This is a genomic window from Cupriavidus taiwanensis (assembly GCF_900250115.1).
In the GTDB taxonomy this organism is placed as follows: Bacteria; Pseudomonadota; Gammaproteobacteria; order Burkholderiales; family Burkholderiaceae; genus Cupriavidus; species Cupriavidus taiwanensis_B.
The window spans coordinates 245,983-270,000 of the sequence record NZ_LT984805.1; the positions used below are offsets into that span (position 1 = coordinate 245,983).

Sequence of the window (24,018 nt, forward strand, 5' to 3'; positions counted from 1 at the left end):
AACGCCTTACCGATTCTAAGTATTTACACCGATAGGATTAAGAAGATATGCCAAAATTTCTAGCCATATTGGGATGTCTCACCTCCCTGATGCTGATGCTTGGATCCACCGTCGCGCAGGCTGCAACATGGTCTGTAACTTCGCCTTCAACTTCATCCTGCCATGAGCATACTCTTTTCGCGCGTTGGAGCTACGAGGGGTATACCTTAAACAATGACGTATGGGGGCCTTGCAGCGTTCCTCCAGTCGCAGTTGGTCCGCAGTCCTTTTGGGCTAATTCAAGTTTCGACTGGAGTGTCACATCAGACCAGCCTGACACGAACGGCATAAAGTCCTATCCGCACGTCGAATACTTTGTCAACAAGCCTGTCGGTTCGCTGAGGAAGCTCACTGCCACTATCTCAGCTACCACGCCCTCTGCTGGTGCATGGGAATCTACGTTGGATATCTGGGCAGACGCAAAACAGCACGAGATCATGGTCTGGCTGAACTACACGGGCACCTCGAATGGATGCGGTAATGTCAAGCCAATCTCGTACAACTGGACTGCTGAAGGTTGCGCGATTCCGCTCTACAGTAACGTTTCGCTGTCCGGTAGCACCTGGAATGTCTATGTCGGTACCAACGGCAAGAACGCCGTCTATTCTTTCTTACGTACAGCGAAGACCAACCAAACTACGATCGACGTGCTGGAGATTATGAATTACTTAAAGTCGCTGAACTATTTTGATGACGTGGTCGTCGGCGAGATCCAGTACGGTTTTGAAATTACATCCTCGGTCGGTGGGCTGAGCTTTGGGTCTAAGAACTTCGCCGTCACCGCTGAGTAATTTTAAGGCGGCATAAAATTCTGAAGTGCAACACCTTGTCAATTTGTAAGGTGTTGTGAATGACGAAGAAGAAGTCCTGAGCTTGCCCCCGAAAAAGGAATCCCTTGCTGAGCGTTTAAATTCATGCAAGGAGAGTCAAGAAGATGAGCAAGACGACGCGAGCGCGGTACACGCTCGAATTCAAGCTGGGAGCGGTTCGGCTGGTCAAGGCGGGCCAGAGCATTGCGGCGGAGGCTGCGGCGCTGGGCGTGCCAGGGCAGTCGATTTCCAACTGGGTCTAGGCCGAGCAGGAAGGCAAGCTCGGCGGGGCCGGCACGAAGCCGGTCCGCGCGGAGCAGATGGAATTGTCGAGAACTTCGTGCCGAAGTGGCACGTCTGAAGATGGAGCGTGTCATCCTAAAAAAGGCGTGCGCGTACTTCGCGAAGGACTCGACGTGAAGTACGCTTTTATCGAACGCAATCGTCACCACTGGCCGATTTCGGTGTTATGCGAGGTGCTGGAAGTCAGCCCCGCCGGCTTTCATCAACGGCGGCAACGCGCCGCTAAGGACAGGCCGCAGCGCAGCCGCGTGAGCGACGACGCGCTGCTGGTGCACATCCAGGCGATTCACGCGGAGGTCAAGGGCGAGTACGGTTGGCCGTGCATGTGGAAAGAGCTGGTTGCGCGCGGCGTACTGAAAGGAGCGCGTGCGCAAGCTGATGGTGCAACACTGCGTGCGTGCCCGGCACAAGCGAAAGTACATCGCGACGACGAACTCGAAGCATGGCCTGCCTGTCGCACCGAACCTACTGGAACGCAACTTCACGGCGCCGGCGCCGAATCGGGTCTGGACGAGCGACATCACCTACGTGGCGACGGCTGACGGCTGGCTGTACCTGGCCGTCATCATCGACCTGTTCAGCCGGCAGGTGGTGGGGCTGGTCGATGCAGCGGCATATGAAGGCCGAGTTGGTCACGGATGCGTTGCGCATGGCATGGTTCCGGCGTCGCCCCGATGCCAGCGTGATTGTGTATAGCGACCGTGGCAGCCAGTACTGCGGCGGGCTCTTCCAGGACACGCTCAAGGCGTACGGCATGCGTTCGTCGATGAGCCGGCCCGGCGATTATTGGGATGCGCCAACCGAAAGCCTGTCGGGTTCGCTGAAGGTCGCACGACTGCACAGCCGGCGCTTCCCGACGCGGCGTGCCGCGATGGATGAAATCGTCGACTGGCTCGGCTTCTACAATGCTCGCCGGCTGCATTCGACATTGAACTACGTCAGCCCTATGACGTTCGAGAAGAATTGGGCCGCTGCCCAGCCAGGGCAAGCGGCCTGATGGCCTCGGCTATGGGATTCGTGAAACAGGGGCAAGCTCAGTCCTAGCAACTGCGGCCCGCCCATGTTCATCCCAGCGCGCCGGCACAAGCATATGTGTTGAACGCCAAACATCATTCATGAGCGGGATTCACGTCGAGCTTGTGCATGGAGGTTGACTGCCGAGGGCGATCTGGGACGCTTCGATGGCGTTCAAGAAGACCCTGATCGAACGTGCCCTGGGCGCTGGAGAGGTGGCGCCGTTTGTTCGGATAGAGATCCGGAGTTTTTAAGTGGAAGCGCTGTGGCAGTCAGGCTGCCGATTTGATCGCTGGCAGCGTGGCGAAGTATGCCTCATCCGGGGTCTGGTCCGCCAGACTGGAATGGGGCCGTCGTTGGTTGTACCAAGTTAGGTAGTTAGCGATAGAGCGGCGCGCATGGCTGACCGAGTCGTAGGCTTTCAGGTAGACCTCCTCGTATTTGACGCTGCGCCAAAGGCGTTCGACGAACACGTTGTCGCGCCAACTGCCCTTGCCGTCCATCGACAGTCGGATGCCGCGGTCGAGCACAGCGTCTGTGAACCCCGTCGCGGTGAACTGGCTGCCCTGGTCGGTGTTGACGATCTCCGGCGTGCCGTATTTCGCAAAGGCCTCCTCCAGCGCCTCGACAGCATGGCAGCTCTCCAGAGTGATCGCCACCCGGTGGGCCAGTACTTTGCGGCTCGCCCAGTCCACCACCGCCATCAGATACACGAAGCCCCGCGCCATCGGAATGTAGCTCGTGTCCAGCGCCCACACCTGGTTGGCGCGATCGATCGTCCGGTCGCGCAGTAGGTATGGCCAGATCTTGTGCGCCGCATGCTTGCGGCTCGTGTTGGGGCGACGGTACAGCGCCTCGATGCCCATGCGCTTCATCAGCGTGCGCACGTGCCGGCGGCCGACCGGGATGCTCTCCCGTCGCAACAGGCGGGCCAGCATGCGTGCGCCCGCGAAGGGATGCTCCAGATGCAGTTCGTCGATCCGGCGCATCAGCCTCAGATCCGCGTCGCTGATTGGACGCGGCTGGTAGTAGACGCTCGATCGGGAAATGTCGACCAGCTTGACCTGGCGGCTCACCGGCAGCGGGTGATCGCGGTCAATCATCGCTTTCCGCTCAGCAATCCCGCCTTGCCGAGCGCGTGCTCTAAAAAATCGTTCTCCAGTGTCAATTGGCCTATCTTTGCATGCAGCGCCTTCACGTCCACCGGCGGCTCGGCCGCAGTCTTGGTTTTGCCGCCGCCGAACACGTCCGCGGCGTGCTCCGCCAACTGTTGCTTCCACTCCGTGATCTGGCTCGGGTGCACGTCATACTGCTGGGCCAATTCCGCCAGCGTCTTGTCGCCCTTGAGCGCGGCCATGGCCACCTTGGCCTTGAAGGTTGCCGAGTGGGTCCGTCTGCTTCGTTTCGTCATCTTCTGGATCCTTTATGCCCGCCATTATGGCCGGCTCAGGCCCCAGCTCTTCCACTTAACCGACTGTCCGAATTTCCGCCGCCACCTCTGCGCGAGGGCCAGTACCTCGTTGAAGAATTCGATCACCGCATCGTGCTGGATCAGGCGCGCACGGTTCTTGGTGAATACCGTGGGCACCCAGACTGCATCGTCCATCGACAGCCCAATGAACCAGCGAAACAGCAGGTTGTACTGCGTCCGCTCCATCAGTTGACGCTCGGACCGGATGCTGTAGAGCACCTGCAGCAGCATCGCCCGCAACAGCTTCTCCGGTGGAATGCTCGGGCGACCGCCTTTGACCCATTTCCTTATACGGAAGTCATGACTCTTCCCTCAGTGTTTGAATAGTGAGCGCGGCGTCCATGGTTCGCTGCATGCCGATCCAGATCGTCTTGGCGCCGGGCTCGCCATCGTTCTTCCGCCCAAGGAACCCGCCCAGGGAAGCAACCAACCGAATCATGTGATTGAGTGTGACCGGTGTCTTCGGGCGAGCTTTCTTGGAGAGCACGTATGCCCCCCGAATCTCGTCGGCATCGAAGAACAGCGACGCATCCAGATCCGGACAGGTTCTGCCCAACCGCATCAGGCGGGCAATGCGCCATGCCACCACCATATACAACGCCAAGGCCCGCTCCACACGATCCATGTGCGATAGCTGTAGCGCCTCGACCTTGCAGCCGGTCTTCAGGACATGGAAGAACATCTCGATCTCCCACCTTGCCCGATACCATTCAACAAGTTTGTTGACCGCATCAGCGTCCTGCGCTTCTCGGTTCGTCACCAATCGCCAAACCACTGGCTTGACGCCTGCGGGCGCTTCGATCTCCCTTGCCGCCACACAGGTGAACTCCGCTCCGACCAGACCCGGCAGCTTCATACGCTGGGCGCGTAGTTCCTGTTTGACCTCGCGCGCCTTCTGGCCTGCTCGCCCTGGCAAGATAAAGGTGATTTCCCCGAGTACCGGGCTGGCGTCGACGCTATCCCACAACTTGCCGCCCTCGGCCAGGTTGCGGTTGTGTTGGCTGCGGATCAACCAGTCGGCCGGTTGGCCAAGTTCCTGGGCGCGCGCCATCAACTCGGCAATATCACCCTCGCGGTCTGTCATATACACCAGCCGTGTCTGCGGCAATAGCGCGGCTTGCTCCGCAACCCGTTCATATCCTTCAATCCAGCGTACGCTTTCCTTGATCCCGCCCCGGTTGCCATCGGCGTCCTTGGGCTCCCGAGCCCACATCCAGGCATCGATCACCCCCAGCGGCTCGCGGTCAGGCGTCACCGCGTAGGTCGGATGCAAAAACATGCCCCGCTGGGCTTCATAGGTCAACGGACCCAGCCCGTCGATCTCCTGGCCATTAAAGTTCAATTCGGTTGTATCAGCGATGCACAGCACCACCGGAAACTGCGCGGCCCTCGCTGCAGTGCGCTCCCAATGCGGCTGCATTACGTCCCGCCAATCGATCTGCTCATTGCCGAGAAACCGATATGCCGCGATGGTTTGCGACCAGTCATCGCATGCGCCGGGGATGCTCGCCGTCGGCAGAGCCGCAAACCGCTTGAGCAGCTCCTTGGCGCGCCGATCCCGCCGCGGATCACCAAGATCCAGACTCTCGAATTCCTCGTCCACCCATGCCCCCGACTCGTTGCTCATTGCTGCGCGAAAATCCGAGAGTAAACGCGAGTCTGGCGAAGTTAACAACCCCCTTACCTCGAAATTCCCGGGACTTCAAGCTCCAAGCCTCGCCGCGGAGACGGTCCTACTTCCGTATAAGGGGATGCCTTTGACGTTACTGAAAAAGGTGGATCAAATTTAACTCGCTTTGAGGCGATCAAGTTGAAGGAACAGAAACCTAGAGTGAGTTCGCGCAAACGTCTGGCACACTCCTTGCGCCAGCATTTGTTATGCGCAATATTGCGAGCGGCGATGGGTGGTCACCCGTTGCCAACCCCGAGTCCAGAAACAATGGCCTGAAGGACGGACTCCTGGACATTGGGGTCGGCGCAGAGGTTCTTTCTGATGGCACTAACTCAAAGCGATAAATCTATGGCCCTACGAATCTCCAAGACACTGATGGTCGTTGCCATCGCGCTCTTTGCCTCTTTGGTCGCGTTTAACAATATAACCGATTACTTTACAAATTTCGTCTTTATCCGTCATGTCCTTCTAATGGACACGACCTTTCCAAGTAGCAGAAACATGTATCGAACTATCACTTCGCCAATTCTGCATCATGTTGCCTATGTGTGCATTATCACACCTAGAGACTGTAACGGCGGTTTTTTGCTGGATGGGTAGCAATCGCTTGTGGTGTGCCCGGCATGATTCCCACATGGCCTTTCAGCGCGCGAAAGGCTTTGCCAACGCCGGGCTGACGCTAGGTTTTTTGAACATTGCAGGTTGCGTTCATGTCGATTGGAGGGGAATGGTTCGGTATGTGGATGTCGAAACAGTGGAATGGGATACCAGATGCGTTCCGATTTTTTATCACGATCCTGTCAGTGCTGATCTTTGTGAGCCAGGAGAATGATGCTTTAAAAAACCACGACAGAACCGGCCTATAGGCAGAAGCTCATTGACATGGGCTGCACCCATGACTGCAGCAACACTATTTGACGCCCTTAAAATCTGTGGCGAAATTAAATTAATGGCGGGCCTTAGAACGGTTATCCACGGGCTTGCAAACCGCTTGGTTGCGGCAGGTTTGGGTTCCCACGCTCCCACCTGATTCGCCGTTTCTGTTTCTTCGCTGTGCAGCCTTGCAGGGTGCCTTAACAGGCTGCTGAAGTACTCATCGCGCTAGGGATACTCTGCACAAACGCGAATCGAGTGTGCTTGGCCGTTTAACAGGAAGCTGAATGCGCCACGACGCCAACCTATCAGCTCGGAGCGAAGCTATCTCGCACGCGCGAAGCAGCATTCGCGGGCTGCGCGCGAGGCATCGGCGTGAGCCAGAAACGCGCTCATGCCCCGGCAGCCAGCAGTTTGCCGCGCGCCATCCACAAGTTGGACAGTGCGAACAAGGTCATGAGTTGCGCGGTGTTCTTCCTCAGCCCTCGATAGCGGACCTTGGTGTAGCCGAACTGCCGCTTGATGACCCGGAACGGATGCTCGACCTTGGCCCGGATGCCCGCCTTGATTCGCTCGACCTGATCGACGAGCGCGCCAAGTGGTTTGCTTTGGTCCAGGACGCGACGTTTGCCTGGCTTCATCGCTACGTGCCAGTTCACGCCCGCCCGCGCGTCCGGACGCTTCTCCACGCCCTGATAGCCCGCATCGCCGAACGCGTCGGTTTCCTCGCCATGCAGCAGGCTGTTGCCCTCAACCACGTCGTTGACCTTGCCCGCCGTGCCCCGCACCGTGTGCACCAGCCCGCTTTCGGCGTCCACGCCAATGTGCGCTTTCATGCCGAAATACCACTGGTTTCCTTTCTTGCTCTGGTGCATCTCTGGGTCGCGTTCGCCCGACCCATTCTTGGTCGAACTCGGTGCGCTGATCAGTGTCGCGTCCACCACCGTGCCCGCGCGCAGCATCAATCCCTTGTCGCGAAGGATGTCGTTGACCAGCGCGAGGATCTGAGCGGCCAGCTTGTGCTTCTCCAGCAGGTGACGGAACCGCAGGATGGTGCTCTCGTCGGGCAGCCTCACCGTCCAGTTGTCCAGCCCGGCGAACTCCCGATACAGCGGCACGTCGTGCAGCGCTTCTTCCATCGCCGGGTCCGACAGGCCGAACCATTGCTGAAGGAAGTGGATGCGCAGCATTGCCTCGACCGCGAACGGGGGACGGCCGCGCTTGCCTTCCGGGGCGTACGGAGCGATCAGCATCACCAGATCGGCCCATGGCACCACACGGTTCATCTCGTCCAGGAATTCGCGCTTGCGGGTGCGCTTGGTCGACAAGTTCAGTCCAAGGTCAGTTTGTTTCATGCGCCACATGCTCGCTGGCTCGACGATTCATTGCAAGCACATCCGCCGGCTAATTGTGCAGAGCATCCCTACCGCGATGAGTACTTCAGCAGCCTGCTAAGCTGCCAGACAATTTGCGATGGTGTTGTCCGCATATCCACTCTGCCCTCGATTCGCAATCAGCCCCTGCTTCTGAGCGGAATTCTTAACCACCTCGGAATAGGAAGCTGTACGCGCTTAGAGCTGGCGCGCCGCCTAGGTGGACGTATAGCACTCTTGAGCCTTTAGGAAATTCACCACCACGGACCATATCGATCAATGCGTGCATAGACTTACCCTCATACACTGGATCAGTCATTATGCCTTCATACCTGGCGCACGAACGGATTGCTTCGAGCGTACCTTCGGATGGTAGCCCGTACTCCGGTCCGCCGTAACGCGTGTCGAGCACGATGTCAGCATCAGTAATCTCGCGACCTAGGTCGACAAGCTGTGCGGTGTGGCGCGCGATTCGCACAATTTGCTCCCGAGTATGCTCGGGCCTTGCCGAAGCATCAACGCCAATCACGCGATTGGCGCGTCCTTCATCTGCAAAACCGACTGCCATGCCGGCTTGTGTGCTACCCGTAACAGAGCACAACAGGATATAGTCAAAGCGGAAGCCAAGTTCCGCCTCTTGCTCCCGAACTTCCTCGGCGAATCTAACAAAACCCAAGCCACCCAGGGGATGTTCAGAGCAACCAGCGGGAATCGGATATGGTTTTCCTCCATCATGAAGCACACTTTCTATTGCCTCTTTCCAGCTCTTTCGTATTCCGATATCGAAACCGTCGCCAACTAGGCGTACGTCAGCTCCCATAATGCGCGACATCTGGATATTCCCCACCCGGTCATAGACGGCGTCCGAGTAGTTAACCCAGTTTTCCTGGACCAGAACGCACTTGAGTCCAAGATGTGCTGCTACCGCCGCCACTTGCCTTGTCTGATTAGACTGTATGCCTCCAATCGACACCAGCGTGTCGGCACCCTGCTCTAGCACATCGGGAATCAAGTATTCAAGTTTTCGGGTTTTGTTTCCTCCAAAAGCTAGCCCACTATTACAGTCCTCACGCTTTGCGTATAGCCGGACCTGTCCTCCGAGATGCTCGCTCAGTCGCCTTAGAGGATGGATGGGGGATGGGCCAAATGTCAATGGGTAACGGGGAAAGCATTCGATCTTCATGGCGGAGCTCCGGCGTGATGGTAAGTTGTACTCGCGAGGGCAATTCGGGGACACTTTCTCTTGGATTATTTCCCAGTTCACAAACGAATTGACTCGAAAATGGAACGCGCGAGGCACTCTTGCAAAGCTCGCCAAATTTGAGCACCATAAAAGAATTGACTTCAATTTTTCGCGCATGAAAACCATGGGAACCACAACATTTCACACGACCACCCAACGCTAAGGTAAGCGTTGATGCACTAGATGGTATTGACAATCTTGAGAGCCATGCAGCAAGACGCATCGATCTCAAACCTGGCGCTGGCAGCGCATCTCAATCTAAGCCCGCCGGCGTGCTCTCGGCGCGTTGAACGACTCGAGAGGACTAGCCTCATCCGTAGCATCGTGGCGCTGCTGAATCCGGTGAAGCTAAGAGTTGGCATGCTGGTATTGATTCGCGTGGTCCTGGAACGTGCCACTCCCGAGTCCTTTTCGAAGTTTGAGGAGGCCGCGAGAAAAGTCACAGGCTGCATGGAATGCCATGTAGTAGCTGGGGAGTTCGACTATTTCATGATGGTCCGGACTCGGGATAGCGAGAGCTTTAACAGACTGCATTCTGAGCAACTTCTATACCTGCCCGGTGTACGACAACTCCGCTCCTTCATGACGCTCAAGGAAGTCCTATCGAGCACCCAGCTTCCGATTTTGATCTGAAGCGACTGTCGGTAAGTTTCAGCATCTGTTCAGGTCGGCTTGTAAAAAGCTACGCTGGCCATGTACTGCTTGGTTCCGGAGACAGGGCGGTGGCGTGCTTAGCCACTAGCAGCGCCTGAGCTCGAGGGCCTACCCGCGTCGCGTAACACTATTGCCGAAACTGAGCGCTTGCCTTTCGTTCTTCGGCCACTGCACAGTGGTTGTTGCGCCCCAGTTCAGTCGGTTTCCTCGTCGCGTTTCTCGGCATCAGTGGTTTCTCAATTTTGGCGTGAGCGTGTAGTGCCATGTACCTTTTTTCAGTGGCCTTTAAGACAAACATCTGCTCCTTTTGTCGCGAATGACACCTCGCTACTCGTCGAGTAGCCTGCCCGCATACCATCTCAGCATATTTTTTGCTGGTACGGAAGTTGCGAAGGTCTTAGCGGTCGCGTCGCTCCATACGCAACGTTTCGGTTAGTGTGGAGTGCCTTTGCTTGAAAGGAGGAATATGTATGACCGCTACACCTGTTCGTGATGAACTCGCCGACAACCCGTTCGCACGTCTCCAACACGAAGGGCGTCTTCTCAATGCAGTCTTCAAGGGTCGAACGACGAAGCCAAGGCGCGTTGGTTTTCGGGGCGAACTCGCGCTCCGCTTCGCCCCGCGGCTCGCCGACGAGGCACGGCCACCCGAACTGTGTTGCGAGCAGGTGATGGCTGTAGCCCATGCGGGTGATTCTCAGCTGCCATTCTTTTGCGGCTGGCTCTTGAGTTTCGAGCACTTACGGGACGTCGCCGAAGTGTTGGGTGACGCCTTGCACGCGCGCGGGAAGTACTTCCTTTTCTGCGACAATATCGATCTGACTAAGCGGTACCAAGTACCGTATAGGGGAGCAATGTTCTATGTACTGCCGATCGTTGAGTCCACTGTGTACAACGAGATGCTGGAGCTTCTGTACTTGGAAAAAAATGAGCTAAAAAAGCAAAGTACGGCAGCGAAGTTAGATGCTATAGCCGACGCCGGTTGCCGATTCGATTTGCCCTTTGACATTATCAGCTATGAAGAAGGAATCGAAGTAATGGGTCCGGTGCGCAATCCACATGAGAATCGACCAGTCTGACGTTTTTCATTGTGGCCTCTTGAAGTGTGACAATTCGTCTAACGGGATACAAAGATACAACCGGAGTGCAAGATGTCCCTGGAGAACACGATTGCCCCGTACGAGATCATAGGTGCTGAACGCCCCCGAAGTATCGAAGTATCGTGGAAAAGCCGTAGGCATGCGCCCCTTGTGATATGGCTGTCCAAGCATGGCTTCCACGACGCAGATTCAGTTGGCGTAAATGGCGTCACGCCGCTGATGGAGGCAGCGCTAGAGGGGAATGACCACATTGTCGCGACTTTGCTCTATGAGGGTGTACCTGTCGGCATGCTAGACGATGAAGAAAATAGTGCGCTCTGGTATGCGTGTTTGAACGGTTCGCCCAAAACCGTCCTCAGGTTAATCGAGGCCGGCCTCGAAATCGATCACACAAACGGAGATGACCTCACGTGTCTAATGCAGGCCGCTTCAAGTGGCCGGCTTGACGTTATGAGATTTTTGATGTCGCTAGGAGCAAATGAAAGGCTCGTAGCACCCGACGGGCGAAACGCCCTGGAAATGATGACTGATTGCGTAATGCGGAATGGCATCGACCATCGAACAAAGGCCATTCCGTTGGATACTAATTTTCTATGAAGAAGAGGCCGATGCCGCTATACGACTATGTCTGCTGCCAATGCGGTCTACGCTACGAAACGCTTGTACGCGCTAGCCAAAAGCCCGTGTGCCCGCAATGTGGCAGCGTGAGACTGACTAGGCAAGTCTCTGCGCCGTCCCCTCCCCTGAGTAGCAAGTCGCTCATCGCAGCCGCACGTCGGCAGGCGGCAAAGGAAGGACATTTCAGCAATTACACAGCGGAGGAACAACGGGAACTCCTTCGCCGGAGCTGAAAGAAAGAGGGGGACGACCGACACGTACGCCAGAGAGAGGCCGCTCACTTTCGCGAAGCCTTGCAACGATCCTCACGCCACCGCGCTCTTGGGCCGTCTTCTCCTCATATACGGATTTGAATGGCGATTGACCTAGCAGGCTGCTGAAGTACTCATCGCGCTAGCGATGAGTTTTTCCCCGCAAGGCGGGGAGCGCTGTTTTTCACAATCCGGAAGCCGGACGTCACTGCCTCGGCTTTTTCCGCGTTTTGGCGCCCATTCCGGCCTCATTAGCGCGATTACTGCAACTGCGGACGGATTTGTCCCAGCGAGCGCATGCGCACGAGGTGGTAGGCGGCCATGCTCAGCACAAACATCTGATCGACTTTCTTCAGACCGCGCACCATCACCTGACGCATGCGCCCCACGGTCTTGACCCACCCGAAGCCCTGTTCGATCAGCTTGCGCTTCTGTTGCGAGACGGCATAACCGGCGCTGGAAGCAATGGCATCAGGAACGGCCGAGCGACGACCCGATGTGTTCTGCGCCACGTGGGGCGTCACCTTCATTTCCAGGCAGGCCTCAATGAACTCGTGCGCGTCATAGCCCTTGTCCGCGCCCACGGTGACTTCCACATTCAGGTCTTCAATCACCTGCCTGGCATCGTTAAGCATGACCTTTGCGGCCTCCCGCTCGGCGTGTCCGTCCGCCTTGGTCACCATGGCGCTAACCACCAGGCCATGGCGGTTGTCGCTCAGGGTATGACCCATGTAGCGCAGCTCACTGGATGTCTTGCCCTTGCGGTAGAGCTTGGCATCGGGATCGGTCTTGGATTCGTGTGTCTCGTTGCTGCGCTTGCGACCTTTGAAGCTGCCGCCGGCGTCATCGTCTTGGTCGTCGCCATCCTTGCGCACGAAGCTCTTGTGGCCTGCCCACGCCTGTATCAGCGTGCCGTCCACGCTGAAGTGCTCACCCGACAGCCAGTTCTTCTTCTGCGCGATGGCCAGCACCTCGTTGAAAAACTGGATCACCGCATCATGCTTGATCAGTCGCTCGCGGTTCTTGGTGAAGACCGTGGGCACCCAAACTGAGTCGTCCATCGACAGCCCGATGAACCAGCGAAACAGCAGGTTGTATTGCGTCTGCTCCATGAGCTGGCGCTCAGAGCGAATGCTGTAGAGCACCTGCAGCAGCATGGCCCGCAGCAACTTCTCCGGCGCGATACTGGGGCGGCCACCCTTGATATCGGCCTCGTACATCTGCGCGAACAGCCGGTCCATCTTCACCAGCGCCTGGTTGGCCATAGTCCGGATCGAGCGCAGCGGATGGGACTGCGGCACGAAATCCTCCAGCCTCCGCATAGTGAACAAGCTTCCCGTGAAGGTATCTGCGCCGCGCATGAATGTGGGATTGGATGGGATCCTCAAAGCAACGCTTCAGCCAGTCGTCGCGCTGACGTCCGCTGGAGGTATTTCAGCGGCCTGCTAGGGATACTCTGCACAAACGCGAATCGAGTGTGCTTGGCCGTTTAACAGGAAGCTGAATGCGCCACGACGCCAACCTATCAGCTCGGAGCGAAGCTATCTCGCACGCGCGAAGCAGCATTCGCGGGCTGCGCGCGAGGCATCGGCGTGAGCCAGAAACGCGCTCATGCCCCGGCAGCCAGCAGTTTGCCGCGCGCCATCCACAAGTTGGACAGTGCGAACAAGGTCATGAGTTGCGCGGTGTTCTTCCTCAGCCCTCGATAGCGGACCTTGGTGTAGCCGAACTGCCGCTTGATGACCCGGAACGGATGCTCGACCTTGGCCCGGATGCCCGCCTTGATTCGCTCGACCTGATCGACGAGCGCGCCAAGTGGTTTGCTTTGGTCCAGGACGCGACGTTTGCCTGGCTTCATCGCTACGTGCCAGTTCACGCCCGCCCGCGCGTCCGGACGCTTCTCCACGCCCTGATAGCCCGCATCGCCGAACGCGTCGGTTTCCTCTCCATGCAGCAGGCTGTTGCCCTCAACCACGTCGTTGACCTTGCCCGCCGTGCCCCGCACCGTGTGCACCAGCCCGCTTTCGGCGTCCACGCCAATGTGCGCTTTCATGCCGAAATACCACTGGTTTCCTTTCTTGCTCTGGTGCATCTCTGGGTCGCGTTCGCCCGACCCATTCTTGGTCGAACTCGGTGCGCTGATCAGTGTCGCGTCCACCACCGTGCCCGCGCGCAGCATCAATCCCTTGTCGCGAAGGATGTCGTTGACCAGCGCGAGGATCTGAGCGGCCAGCTTGTGCTTCTCCAGCAGGTGACGGAACCGCAGGATGGTGCTCTCGTCGGGCAGCCTCACCGTCCAGTTGTCCAGCCCGGCGAACTCCCGATACAGCGGCACGTCGTGCAGCGCTTCTTCCATCGCCGGGTCCGACAGGCCGAACCATTGCTGAAGGAAGTGGATGCGCAGCATTGCCTCGACCGCGAACGGGGGACGGCCGCGCTTGCCTTCCGGGGCGTACGGAGCGATCAGCATCACCAGATCGGCCCATGGCACCACACGGTTCATCTCGTCCAGGAATTCGCGCTTGCGGGTGCGCTTGGTCGACAAGTTCAGTCCAAGGTCAGTTTGTTTCATGCGCCACATGCTCGCTGGCTCGACGATTCATTGCAAGCACATCCGCCGGCTAATTGTGCAGAGCATCCTTAGAGGTCATAATCAGCCGCCTGCGTTATTGATATATTTTTTGCTCTTCGCCGAATTGCGTGATCGCTTAGAAACAAAAAGGGCCAACCGCCCACCCCTGGCATCTTGGAGTTGCGACACAACAAGAAATCATGAAGGTGGACGTTGTCCCCATCCCCTTATACGGAAGTAGGACCGTCTCCGCGGCGAGGCTTGGAGCTTGAAGTCCCGGGAATTTCGAGGTAAGGGGGTTGTTAACTTCGCCAGACTCGCGTTTACTCTCGGATTTTCGCGCAGCAATGAGCAACGAGTCGGGGCATGGGTGGACGAGGAATTCGAGAGTCTGGATCTTGGTGATCCGCGGCGGGATCGGCGCGCCAAGGAGCTGCTCAAGCGGTTTGCGGCTCTGCCGACGGCGAGCATCCCCGGCGCATGCGATGACTGGTCGCAAACCATCGCGGCATATCGGTTTCTCGGCAATGAGCAGATCGATTGGCGGGACGTAATGCAGCCGCATTGGGAGCGCACTGCAGCGAGGGCCGCGCAGTTTCCGGTGGTGCTGTGCATCGCTGATACAACCGAATTGAACTTTAATGGCCAGGAGATCGACGGGCTGGGTCCGTTGACCTATGAAGCCCAGCGGGGCATGTTTTTGCATCCGACCTACGCGGTGACGCCTGACCGCGAGCCGCTGGGGGTGATCGATGCCTGGATGTGGGCTCGGGAGCCCAAGGACGCCGATGGCAACCGGGCGGGATCAAGGAAAGCGTACGCTGGATTGAAGGATATGAACGGGTTGCGGAGCAAGCCGCGCTATTGCCGCAGACACGGCTGGTGTATATGACAGACCGCGAGGGTGATATTGCCGAGTTGATGGCGCGCGCCCAGGAACTTGGCCAACCGGCCGACTGGTTGATCCGCAGCCAACACAACCGCAACCTGGCCGAGGGCGGCAAGTTGTGGGATAGCGTCGACGCCAGCCCGGTACTCGGGGAAATCACCTTTATCTTGCCAGGGCGAGCAGGCCAGAAGGCGCGCGAGGTCAAACAGGAACTACGCGCCCAGCGTATGAAGCTGCCGGGTCTGGTCGGAGCGGAGTTCACCTGTGTGGCGGCAAGGGAGATCGAAGCGCCCGCAGGCGTCAAGCCAGTGGTTTGGCGATTGGTGACGAACCGAGAAGCGCAGGACGCTGATGCGGTCAACAAACTTGTTGAATGGTATCGGGCAAGGTGGGAGATCGAGATGTTCTTCCATGTCCTGAAGACCGGCTGCAAGGTCGAGGCGCTACAGCTATCGCACATGGATCGTGTGGAGCGGGCCTTGGCGTTGTATATGGTGGTGGCATGGCGCATTGCCCGCCTGATGCGGTTGGGCAGAACCTGTCCGGATCTGGATGCGTCGCTGTTCTTCGATGCCGACGAGATTCGGGGGGCATACGTGCTCTCCAAGAAAGCTCGCCCGAAGACACCGGTCACACTCAATCACATGATTCGGTTGGTTGCTTCCCTGGGCGGGTTCCTTGGGCGGAAGAACGATGGCGAGCCCGGCGCCAAGACGATCTGGATCGGCATGCAGCGAACCATGGACGCCGCGCTCACTATTCAAACACTGAGGGAAGAGTCATGACTTCCGTATAAGGAAATGGGTCTTAACGGCGTCTTTTGTGAGGATTTACTTTGCTCGTTTGGCACATCGCTTGGATGGTGCACTTCCACGGGAATGGCCATTCAGTCCGAATTTATGGGCCAACTGCGTGAGTGCGATCATTCCCAAATGGCCTATCAGGAATACGATTTTCTTCTACCATGGCGTACCCAGCTCAGCAACGAGAACACGCGATGTCATATTTCTCTTTTCGATGACCGTTGAACACCCAAGCTGCCACCGGGTCCGATGACAACGAGACCAAGACACTCTAATTTCTTGGATATCCCAAAAACAGGGCGACATCTATTCTGCCTTGAGGGTTTTCGTAAAGTAAACCGGGTCGACGTGAGTCATAACGTTGAGTACGCGATGGTGCTCCATCGTGCGCCGCCGGGCATCGACGGCAATCGCATGGCCCTGTGCCACTGTCAGCGTGGCCTCGACTTCAAGATGGACATCAACGAGCACCTGGTCGCCCATCTTGCGGGTGCGCAGGTCGTGCAAGCCGAGCACGCCGGGCGTGCCCAGCATGGTGGCGCGAATGTCGGCGACGGTTACTTTGTCGGCGGCGCGGTCCATCAGGTCATTTAGAGCGTCCCAACTGAAGCGCAGTCCCATGCGCGCGACCATCAGCGCCACTACCATTGCCGCGATCGGGTCGAGGCTGTGATAGCCGAGCAGGTTGCCGGCGATGCCAAGCGCCACCACCAACGATGAAGCCGCATCCGAGTGCGCATGCCAGGCATTGGCTACCAGCATGCTCGAACGGACCCGCCGCGCCACGGCCAGCATGTAGCTGAACAGCAACTCCTTGGATGCCAGCGCGACCACTGCCACCCAAAGTGCCATTGGCTGAACCGGCTGTGGCCCGGCGGGATGCTGCAGCTTGCCCAGTGCTGCCCACAGCATGCCCGCCGCCGCCGTCAGCAGCAGCACACCCAGGACCAGCGACGCTGCTGTCTCGAACCGCAGGTGTCCATACTGGTGATCGGCATCCGGATCCTTGCTGCTTTGCGCTCCGGCGGCCAGTACGACAAAGTCTGAAAGTAGGTCGGACAGCGAATGTGCGGCGTCGGCAATCAGCGCCTGCGAGCCGGAGATGATGCCGGCCGCCCCCTGGGCGATGGTCAGGCCGATATTGACCGCCACGCTGACAAGCGTGCTGCGCCAACCGGCGCTGTAACGCGCCTGTGCGTCAGTCGGCCTTCTGGCGTCGTTTTCGGGTAGTTCGGGACGCATCTGGTGAATTTCGATTTGGTCCTGGAACTATAGCTCAAAGCGACAGGAAGTAGATCATCACGTATTTGTGGTGACGAAAAAAGTCCTGCATTGGCTGGGCTACACCTCTGCTTTTAAAAGATTGATCCTTGAAGCGATTTCCCAATTCTAGTCTTTTCCCTTTAAGGCTTCTTTGACCACGCGAAAACACCGAGCAGCACAAGCAAAGAAAATGCGAATCAGTACACCATCCACAAGCGCGAAGGATCTCCTGCCTGGTGCGGGAGGTGGGTCAAAAGCAAGCCGATCAGCCAGACAAGCCTCCACGCAGACAACAAACCTGTCGCCGTAAGCTGCGTCCGCGGTCGCGATAGATTGTCATACTTCCACTTGATTGGCTTGAAGTCATCCCGGAATGTGATTGGCGACAACGTTAGTCAAGAACGCAGCGAACTGATCGCTGGTAGGGACTGTCAGAAAATTTCTGTTTAGGGCATAACATGTCGCCAAGTAGCACTCAATGAGTGCGCAACACCGCAGCGTATCTGTCGCATCCACTGCGTTGTCCGTTCTTGCCAAGGCTCTGACCTGATCAACAATGTTGAAGAAGAGAGTTAGCTCCTGCAGTTGGAAGCCGACTGTGCATAGAGCGTCATCCGGATACAGGCGAATCGTGAACCTGTAGGGACGATAATGAATCTCTTTCAAGGTGTTCGGCGGGATTGAAATTGACCTGGGCCAAATCTAATTCAAATTATCGAGTCGGTCCATTTTTTCTGCACTAAAATGATACCAGACGTCAGCGCTTTGCAACGCTGGAGGTTACCACCCACTCAAGGCATCCCCTTATACGGAAGTAGGACCGTCTCCGCGGCGAGGCTTGGAGCTTGAAGTCCCGGGAATTTCGAGGTAAGGGGGTTGTTAACTTCGCCAGACTCGCGTTTACTCTCGGATTTTCGCGCAGCAATGAGCAACGAGTCGGGGGCATGGGTGGACGAGGAATTCGAGAGTCTGGATCTTGGTGATCCGCGGCGGGATCGGCGCGCCAAGGAGCTGCTCAAGCGGTTTGCGGCTCTGCCGACGGCGAGCATCCCCGGCGCATGCGATGACTGGTCGCAAACCATCGCGGCATATCGGTTTCTCGGCAATGAGCAGATCGATTGGCGGGACGTAATGCAGCCGCATTGGGAGCGCACTGCAGCGAGGGCCGCGCAGTTTCCGGTGGTGCTGTGCATCGCTGATACAACCGAATTGAACTTTAATGGCCAGGAGATCGACGGGCTGGGTCCGTTGACCTATGAAGCCCAGCGGGGCATGTTTTTGCATCCGACCTACGCGGTGACGCCTGACCGCGAGCCGCTGGGGGTGATCGATGCCTGGATGTGGGCTCGGGAGCCCAAGGACGCCGATGGCAACCGGGGCGGGATCAAGGAAAGCGTACGCTGGATTGAAGGATATGAACGGGTTGCGGAGCAAGCCGCGCTATTGCCGCAGACACGGCTGGTGTATATGACAGACCGCGAGGGTGATATTGCCGAGTTGATGGCGCGCGCCCAGGAACTTGGCCAACCGGCCGACTGGTTGATCCGCAGCCAACACAACCGCAACCTGGCCGAGGGCGGCAAGTTGTGGGATAGCGTCGACGCCAGCCCGGTACTCGGGGAAATCACCTTTATCTTGCCAGGGCGAGCAGGCCAGAAGGCGCGCGAGGTCAAACAGGAACTACGCGCCCAGCGTATGAAGCTGCCGGGTCTGGTCGGAGCGGAGTTCACCTGTGTGGCGGCAAGGGAGATCGAAGCGCCCGCAGGCGTCAAGCCAGTGGTTTGGCGATTGGTGACGAACCGAGAAGCGCAGGACGCTGATGCGGTCAACGAACTTGTTGAATGGTATCGGGCAAGGTGGGAGATCGAGATGTTCTTCCATGTCCTGAAGACCGGCTGCAAGGTCGAGGCGCTACAGCTATCGCACATGGATCGTGTGGAGCGGGCCTTGGCGTTGTATATGGTGGTGGCATGGCGCATTGCCCGCCTGATGCGGTTGGGCAGAACCTGTCCGGATCTGGATGCGTCGCTGTTCTTCGATGCCGACGAGATTCGGGGGGCATACGTGCTCTCCAAGAAAGCTCGCCCGAAGACACCGGTCACACTCAATCACATGATTCGGTTGGTTGCTTCCCTGGGCGGGTTCCTTGGGCGGAAGAACGATGGCGAGCCCGGCGCCAAGACGATCTGGATCGGCATGCAGCGAACCATGGACGCCGCGCTCACTATTCAAACACTGAGGGAAGAGTCATGACTTCCGTATAAGGAAATGCGTTCAACATCCCGGGCGTCAAGGGCTTGGCAGTGATGCTCGGCCGCACAGCAGTCTTTGCGAAAGTTAGACCAGTCCGAGTCGGCGAGTCGACGAAATCTAATGTCACGCCATCCAATAGAAGACGGCTTTCGGCCGGCAAGAAAAGGCGAACACCTTTGATATCCATCTCTTCGTCGCCTACGTGTGGCTCGGCCTCAGCGCTGAATTCTGCATCATGTTCAGAGCACGCGCCAACGCTAACGCACAGCCGAAAGCCAGCACCAAGTGGCACGCCGGAAAAACGCACCACACAACGCATGAATTCAGCCGCGGTAGCCGTAACAGTTAGGTTAGGTTAGGTAGCATGGTATTGATTCCCACAATATGATATTTGCCGACATTGCGCTGCCCAAAGTTGGCCGCAAGATCTTGCATACAAGCCAATACACCCTGCTTATGCTTTAGGCTCAAGCTGCATCTGTTTGACCTCGGACATGATGTTCTTTATGGCCTCAGCCTAGTGAAGGCCCTCAAATGCGAAATCCATGCCACCGCTTAAAATGGGTTCTTCGAAGAATTCCGTGGGCCTAACAGGCTGCTGAAGTACTCATCGCGCTAGCGATGAGTTTTTCCCCGCAAGGCGGGGAGCGCTGTTTTTCACAATCCGGAAGCCGGACGTCACTGCCTCGGCTTTTTCCGCGTTTTGGCGCCCATTCCGGCCTCATTAGCGCGATTACTGCAACTGCGGACGGATTTGTCCCAGCGAGCGCATGCGCACGAGGTGGTAGGCGGCCATGCTCAGCACAAACATCTGATCGACTTTCTTCAGACCGCGCACCATCACCTGACGCATGCGCCCCACGGTCTTGACCCACCCGAAGCCCTGTTCGATCAGCTTGCGCTTTTGTTGCGAGACGGCATAACCGGCGCTGGAAGCAATGGCATCAGCAACGGCCGAGCGACGACCCGATGTGTTCTGCGCCACGTGGGGCGTCACCTTCATTTCCAGGCAGGCCTCAATGAACTCGTGCGCGTCATAGCCCTTGTCCGCGCCCACGGTGACTTCCACATTCAGGTCTTCAATCACCTGCCTGGCATCGTTAAGCATGACCTTTGCGGCCTCCCGCTCGGCGTGTCCGTCCGCCTTGGTCACCATGGCGCTAACCACCAGGCCATGGCGGTTGTCGCTCAGGGTATGACCCATGTAGCGCAGCTCACTGGATGTCTTGCCCTTGCGGTAGAGCTTGGCATCGGGATCGGTCTTGGATTCGTGTGTCTCGTTGCTGCGCTTGCGACCTTTGAAGTTGCCGCCGGCGTCATCGTCTTGGTCGTCGCCATCCTTGCGCACGAAGCTCTTGTGGCCTGCCCACGCCTGTATCAGCGTGCCGTCCACGCTGAAGTGCTCACCCGACAGCCAGTTCTTCTTCTGCGCGATGGCCAGCACCTCGTTGAAAAACTGGATCACCGCATCATGCTTGATCAGTCGCTCGCGGTTCTTGGTGAAGACCGTGGGCACCCAAACTGAGTCGTCCATCGACAGCCCGATGAACCAGCGAAACAGCAGGTTGTATTGCGTCTGCTCCATGAGCTGGCGCTCAGAGCGAATGCTGTAGAGCACCTGCAGCAGCATGGCCCGCAGCAACTTCTCCGGCGCGATACTGGGGCGGCCACCCTTGATATCGGCCTCGTACATCTGCGCGAACAGCCGGTCCATCTTCACCAGCGCCTGGTTGGCCATAGTCCGGATCGAGCGCAGCGGATGGGACTGCGGCACGAAATCCTCCAGCCTCCGCATAGTGAACAAGCTTTCCGTGAAGGTATCTGCGCCGCGCATGAATGTGGGATTGGATGGGATCCTCAAAGCAACGCTTCAGCCAGTCGTCGCGCTGACGTCCGCTGGAGGTATTTCAGCGGCCTGCTAAGTTGCCACATTCGGTAAGCTACTGCCTCCTTCGTTGGCACAGGGCTCAAAATTGCTGTGTTACTTGGTCCCACAGCTTGCCGCCGCCAGGCAAGGTGTTGTGATTGTGCTGCGAGCGCAATAGCCAATCCGCCGGGTGGCCCAACTCCCTTGCTTTGACCATCAGCGCCCATGATGTCCGATTCCAGTGAGCTACATAGATGTCAACGCCGATTTAAATTTGACCCACTTTGGCAAGAATCGCCGAAGTAAAACTGACCCACCTGGCTCCCGTCAGCCAGCCGCCTTGGCGGCGGCTCGGCCGTTCGTTTGACCTGCCCGGCGCTTGTCCTTGAGCCGGTAGCTTTCCCCTGTAATCTGCACGATATGGGCGTGATGCAGGAGCCGGTCGAGCATCGCCGCCGTTAGCGTCTGGTCGTCGGCAAAGGCGGTCGCCCATTGCGCAAACGGCAGGTTGCTGGTCAACACCATCGAACCCCGCTCGTAGCGCTTGGCGACGACATTGAAGAACAGGTTCGCCTCTTCCCGCCCGAACGTCAGGTAGCCGATTTCGTCGACCACCAATAACCTGGGTCCCATCACGGCCCGATTGAAGTACTCGCGCAGCCGCCCCTGCTGCCGCGCAGTCGCTAGTTGCATCATCAGGTCAGCCGCCGTCAGGAAGCGGCTCTTGATGCCAGCCTGCGTCGCGCGATAGGCCAGCGCCGTCGCCAGATGTGTCTTGCCGACGCCGGACGGCCCGAGCAGCACAACGTTCTCGGCGCGCTCGATAAACGCCAGGCTGCCCAACTCCTGTATCTGCATGCGCGGTGCGCCGCTGGCGAAGCCGAAGTCGTACTGCTCCAGCGTCCTTACCGACGGCAGTGTCGCCAGCTTGGTCAGCACCTGACGCTTGCGCTCCTCGCGGGCGGCAACCTCGGTGTTGAGCAGCCGCTCCAGGAAGTCGGCCAGACTGGCGTCCTCGGTCGCCACCCGCTGTGCCAGCGACCCCCACTCCAGCGCCACGCGGTCTAGTTTGAGCTGGCCGCACAGGTTGGCAATGCGCTAGTGCTGCAGGTTCATGCCGCCACCTCCAGCAGGCTGTCATACACGGCCAGCGGATGCTGCAGGCTCTCGCGCGGGATGGGGCGCATGGGCCTGCGTACAGGCAGCGGTCTGCCCGCCTGCGGTAGCGGCAGCAAGGCCTCTTGCTCGACGGCAAGGCGCACCACGGGGCGCTCGCCAGTGGTGGCATGAACCCGTATGTTGGCCACCTCCGTCAGCCAGCGGCCAATGTACTGGTTGGCGGCCTCGACATCCAGCTTCAGCCCGGCTTGTTTGAGCGTGGCGGCCAGCGGCACGACAAAGCTCTCCTTGAGATAGCGATTGAAGCGCTCGACCTTGCCCTTGGTCTTGGCGCGATAGGGACGGCATACCTTCAGTTCGAAGCCATACCGCTCGGCCTGCGCCAACAGTTCCCGGTCCCAGCGATGGCGGCCATCGCCGTGCGCGTCGCGCTCGACGACCACCGACTTGGCGTTGTCGAACAGGATGTGCTCGGGCACGCCGCCGAAGAAAGCCAGCGCCTCTTCCAGACAGGTGCATAGCGTGGCGGTGTCCTCGCCGGCCGTGAAACGCACGAAGCTCGCGCGGCTGTAGCCCAGCGTCGCCACCAGTGCCAGCAGTGGCTCGCGCCCGCGCCGAATGACTGTGAAGTCGGCCTGCATTTGCTTGCCAGGGGCCGTCTCGAAGCGCACCAGCGGCTCGGGCTCGGCGCTCTTATGCGGCGCCAGAAACACCTCGAGCTGGCTGACGCCACCGTCGTAGCCGCGTTCGCGCAACTCGCGTAGCAGCACGGTCGCCGGAATCCAGCGCGGGCGTGCCGCTTCGATGCGCTCCAGCAAATAGCCGTGGTGCGGCGCAAGCTTCGTTGCCCTGAGCTCACGCGGCCTGTACCGACCCGCGTGTTCGTGGCCCAAATAGCGCCGCACCGTGTTGCGCGACAGACCCGTCTGCCGGTGCTATCTCCCTCACCCCCGCACCTCGTTTCGCCAATACCCTGATTTCCACTGCTTGCTCCTGTGTCAGCATCGGCGGCAAATCCGCCATCCTCCACCAGGTGGGTCAGTTTTACTTCGGCGGGGTGGGTCAGTTTTACATCGGCGCTAACACATAGACAAGTCGTGTGGCTGGCAGTGCGGCCGCCTGTTCCGCGACCCGCTCATATCCTTCGATCCAGCGGGTACTTTCCTTGATGCTGGGGCGCACTCCATCCGCACTCTTCGGCTCGCGTGCCCACATGTAAGCATAGAGCACGCCAGGCGGTTCGCGCGATGGCGATACAGCGTAAGTCGGCCAAGACAGTGATAGTCTGACCGTTAAAGTCCAGTTCCGTAGTGTCTTGGATCCAGAGCACCACTTCGCATGCCCGCATCCGCTCGGCCTAACTCTGGCAGTGGGGCGCCAGAATATCGCGCCAGTCCAGTTCATCCTGCGCCAGGAAGCGGTACGCCGCAGCCGTTTCCGCCCAGCCGCCGCATGCGCTGGGTATGCTTGCCGTCGGTTTCTCTGCGATGCTATCGCTAGCTAGCAGCACCGCCCGCTTGTTCAGGCGCTAGTCGCCCAAGTCAATGTCCTTGAATTCTGCCGCCGCCCAACTCGTTGCCTCTCCCTGCATGTGCCGGTCCATTTGGGGGTTGGGCCCCCAAGCGTTACGCATGTGGTTTTCTCCGCCTTACGATCGTTCACCTGGTCATAGAATGCATGATGCGGTAGACGAACCTTTTGTCGAAGTGCAGGATATGCCACTGAAATGAAAATCCCGCATAATTCTCAAGCTGCAATTATCATCAACATGTAGAGTGCCTCTTAGGGCTTAAGACCTACTGAAGCTGTCGCCCTACTCGTACGATTTTTTT

General features: G+C 58.3%; 15 protein-coding genes and 6 pseudogenes. 9 read left to right on the forward strand and 12 right to left on the reverse strand.

Going from position 1 to position 24,018, the window contains the following annotated elements:
• The first annotated feature begins 47 nt into the window (after positions 1–47).
• Together CBM2586_RS30280 and CBM2586_RS30285 are read left to right on the forward strand one after the other, a co-directional pair.
• A complete protein-coding gene (locus tag CBM2586_RS30280) occupies positions 48–830 on the forward strand; it encodes a GH12 family glycosyl hydrolase domain-containing protein (protein WP_012354599.1) in 783 nt (260 codons plus the stop codon).
• A gap of 143 nt (positions 831–973) precedes the next feature.
• Positions 974–2,148 (forward strand): annotated as a pseudogene (locus CBM2586_RS30285) (IS3 family transposase).
• A gap of 289 nt (positions 2,149–2,437) precedes the next feature.
• Here CBM2586_RS30285 and CBM2586_RS30290 read toward each other — a convergent pair.
• The 3 genes and pseudogenes from CBM2586_RS30290 to CBM2586_RS30300 form a co-directional block, all read right to left on the reverse strand.
• A protein-coding gene (locus CBM2586_RS30290) for an IS3 family transposase (RefSeq protein WP_373429603.1) occupies positions 2,438–3,576 on the reverse strand; the annotation gives its coding sequence in 2 pieces (ribosomal slippage) (positions 2,438–3,309 and positions 3,309–3,576; 1,140 coding nt in all).
• An 84-nt stretch (positions 3,577–3,660) separates the two neighbouring features.
• Positions 3,661–3,915, reverse strand: a pseudogene (locus CBM2586_RS30295) (transposase); the annotation flags it as partial.
• A gap of 19 nt (positions 3,916–3,934) precedes the next feature.
• Positions 3,935–5,263, reverse strand: coding sequence for an IS4 family transposase (locus tag CBM2586_RS30300; protein ID WP_041232861.1), 1,329 nt, complete (start codon positions 5,261–5,263; stop codon positions 3,935–3,937).
• Between the two features lie 393 nt (positions 5,264–5,656).
• On the opposite strand from CBM2586_RS30300, the pseudogene CBM2586_RS30305 reads away from it, so the two are divergent.
• Positions 5,657–6,174: pseudogene (locus CBM2586_RS30305) on the forward strand (DUF2165 family protein).
• Positions 6,175–6,573: 399 nt separating this feature from the next.
• On the opposite strand, the gene CBM2586_RS30310 reads toward CBM2586_RS30305, so the two are convergent.
• Positions 6,574–7,536: an IS5 family transposase gene (locus CBM2586_RS30310; protein ID WP_012354594.1), complete on the reverse strand. Its 963-nt coding sequence runs from the start codon at positions 7,534–7,536 to the stop codon at positions 6,574–6,576.
• 184 nt (positions 7,537–7,720) lie between these two features.
• Positions 7,721–8,737, reverse strand: coding sequence for a 1-aminocyclopropane-1-carboxylate deaminase (locus tag CBM2586_RS30315; protein WP_018003670.1), 1,017 nt, complete (start codon positions 8,735–8,737; stop codon positions 7,721–7,723).
• A gap of 243 nt (positions 8,738–8,980) precedes the next feature.
• Between CBM2586_RS30315 and CBM2586_RS30320 the strand changes: the two genes are divergently transcribed.
• From CBM2586_RS30320 to CBM2586_RS30335, 4 genes are all read left to right on the forward strand, one after another.
• On the forward strand, positions 8,981–9,430 hold the full coding sequence (locus CBM2586_RS30320; RefSeq protein ID WP_018003671.1) for an Lrp/AsnC family transcriptional regulator: 450 nt from the start codon (positions 8,981–8,983) through the stop codon (positions 9,428–9,430).
• 491 nt (positions 9,431–9,921) lie between these two features.
• Complete coding sequence (locus CBM2586_RS30325; protein ID WP_025586805.1) at positions 9,922–10,530, forward strand: hypothetical protein; 609 nt, start codon at positions 9,922–9,924, stop codon at positions 10,528–10,530.
• A 72-nt stretch (positions 10,531–10,602) separates the two neighbouring features.
• Positions 10,603–11,148 (forward strand): ankyrin repeat domain-containing protein, encoded by a 546-nt coding sequence (locus CBM2586_RS30330; protein WP_081610655.1) that lies wholly within the window; start codon positions 10,603–10,605, stop codon positions 11,146–11,148.
• A gap of 11 nt (positions 11,149–11,159) precedes the next feature.
• Entirely contained in the window at positions 11,160–11,402 is a 243-nt protein-coding gene (locus CBM2586_RS30335; protein WP_081610656.1) for an FmdB family zinc ribbon protein, read from the forward strand.
• A gap of 278 nt (positions 11,403–11,680) precedes the next feature.
• Here the strand turns inward: CBM2586_RS30335 and CBM2586_RS30340 are convergent, their stop codons facing one another.
• Positions 11,681–12,781, reverse strand: coding sequence for an IS5 family transposase (locus CBM2586_RS30340; RefSeq protein ID WP_012354651.1), 1,101 nt, complete (start codon positions 12,779–12,781; stop codon positions 11,681–11,683).
• Between the two features lie 248 nt (positions 12,782–13,029).
• The gene (locus CBM2586_RS30345) at positions 13,030–13,992 is read right to left on the reverse strand and encodes an IS5 family transposase (protein WP_012354594.1); all 963 of its coding nucleotides are present in this window, start codon (positions 13,990–13,992) and stop codon (positions 13,030–13,032) included.
• Positions 13,993–14,362: 370 nt separating this feature from the next.
• Between CBM2586_RS30345 and CBM2586_RS30350 the strand changes: the two are divergent.
• Positions 14,363–15,666, forward strand: a pseudogene (locus tag CBM2586_RS30350) (IS4 family transposase).
• Between the two features lie 324 nt (positions 15,667–15,990).
• On the opposite strand, the gene CBM2586_RS30355 reads toward CBM2586_RS30350, so the two are convergent.
• The gene (locus tag CBM2586_RS30355) at positions 15,991–16,926 is read right to left on the reverse strand and encodes a cation diffusion facilitator family transporter (RefSeq protein ID WP_115691557.1); all 936 of its coding nucleotides are present in this window, start codon (positions 16,924–16,926) and stop codon (positions 15,991–15,993) included.
• 945 nt (positions 16,927–17,871) lie between these two features.
• On the opposite strand from CBM2586_RS30355, the gene CBM2586_RS30360 reads away from it, so the two are divergent.
• Complete coding sequence (locus tag CBM2586_RS30360) at positions 17,872–19,200, forward strand: IS4 family transposase (RefSeq protein ID WP_041232863.1); 1,329 nt, start codon at positions 17,872–17,874, stop codon at positions 19,198–19,200.
• A gap of 733 nt (positions 19,201–19,933) precedes the next feature.
• Here CBM2586_RS30360 and CBM2586_RS30365 read toward each other — a convergent pair.
• The 4 genes and pseudogenes from CBM2586_RS30365 to CBM2586_RS30380 form a co-directional block, all read right to left on the reverse strand.
• Positions 19,934–21,034, reverse strand: a complete 1,101-nt coding sequence (locus tag CBM2586_RS30365; RefSeq protein ID WP_012354616.1) for an IS5 family transposase — start codon at positions 21,032–21,034, stop codon at positions 19,934–19,936.
• 360 nt (positions 21,035–21,394) lie between these two features.
• Positions 21,395–22,162 carry an IS21-like element helper ATPase IstB gene (istB, locus tag CBM2586_RS30370; RefSeq protein ID WP_232348037.1) on the reverse strand — a complete coding sequence of 256 codons (768 nt, stop codon included), beginning with the start codon at positions 22,160–22,162 and terminating at the stop codon, positions 21,395–21,397.
• A 17-nt stretch (positions 22,163–22,179) separates the two neighbouring features.
• Positions 22,180–23,191 (reverse strand): annotated as a pseudogene (gene istA, locus CBM2586_RS30375) (IS21 family transposase).
• Positions 23,192–23,269: 78 nt separating this feature from the next.
• Positions 23,270–23,711: pseudogene (locus CBM2586_RS30380) on the reverse strand (transposase DNA-binding-containing protein); the annotation flags it as partial.
• Positions 23,712–24,018 lie beyond the last annotated feature (307 nt).

Bases quoted from the DNA above. Each gene is read 5' to 3' on its own strand.
- CBM2586_RS30280 (WP_012354599.1), top strand. From the start codon at position 48: ATGCCAAAATTTCTAGCCATATTGGGATGTCTCACCTCCCTGATGCTG.
- CBM2586_RS30300 (WP_041232861.1), bottom strand. From the start codon at position 5,263: ATGAGCAACGAGTCGGGGGCATGGGTGGACGAGGAATTCGAGAGTCTG.
- CBM2586_RS30310 (WP_012354594.1), bottom strand. From the start codon at position 7,536: ATGAAACAAACTGACCTTGGACTGAACTTGTCGACCAAGCGCACCCGC.
- CBM2586_RS30315 (WP_018003670.1), bottom strand. From the start codon at position 8,737: ATGAAGATCGAATGCTTTCCCCGTTACCCATTGACATTTGGCCCATCC.
- CBM2586_RS30320 (WP_018003671.1), top strand. From the start codon at position 8,981: ATGGTATTGACAATCTTGAGAGCCATGCAGCAAGACGCATCGATCTCA.
- CBM2586_RS30325 (WP_025586805.1), top strand. From the start codon at position 9,922: ATGACCGCTACACCTGTTCGTGATGAACTCGCCGACAACCCGTTCGCA.
- CBM2586_RS30330 (WP_081610655.1), top strand. From the start codon at position 10,603: ATGTCCCTGGAGAACACGATTGCCCCGTACGAGATCATAGGTGCTGAA.
- CBM2586_RS30335 (WP_081610656.1), top strand. From the start codon at position 11,160: ATGCCGCTATACGACTATGTCTGCTGCCAATGCGGTCTACGCTACGAA.
- CBM2586_RS30340 (WP_012354651.1), bottom strand. From the start codon at position 12,781: ATGCGCGGCGCAGATACCTTCACGGGAAGCTTGTTCACTATGCGGAGG.
- CBM2586_RS30345 (WP_012354594.1), bottom strand. From the start codon at position 13,992: ATGAAACAAACTGACCTTGGACTGAACTTGTCGACCAAGCGCACCCGC.
- CBM2586_RS30355 (WP_115691557.1), bottom strand. From the start codon at position 16,926: ATGCGTCCCGAACTACCCGAAAACGACGCCAGAAGGCCGACTGACGCA.
- CBM2586_RS30360 (WP_041232863.1), top strand. From the start codon at position 17,872: ATGAGCAACGAGTCGGGGGCATGGGTGGACGAGGAATTCGAGAGTCTG.
- CBM2586_RS30365 (WP_012354616.1), bottom strand. From the start codon at position 21,034: ATGCGCGGCGCAGATACCTTCACGGAAAGCTTGTTCACTATGCGGAGG.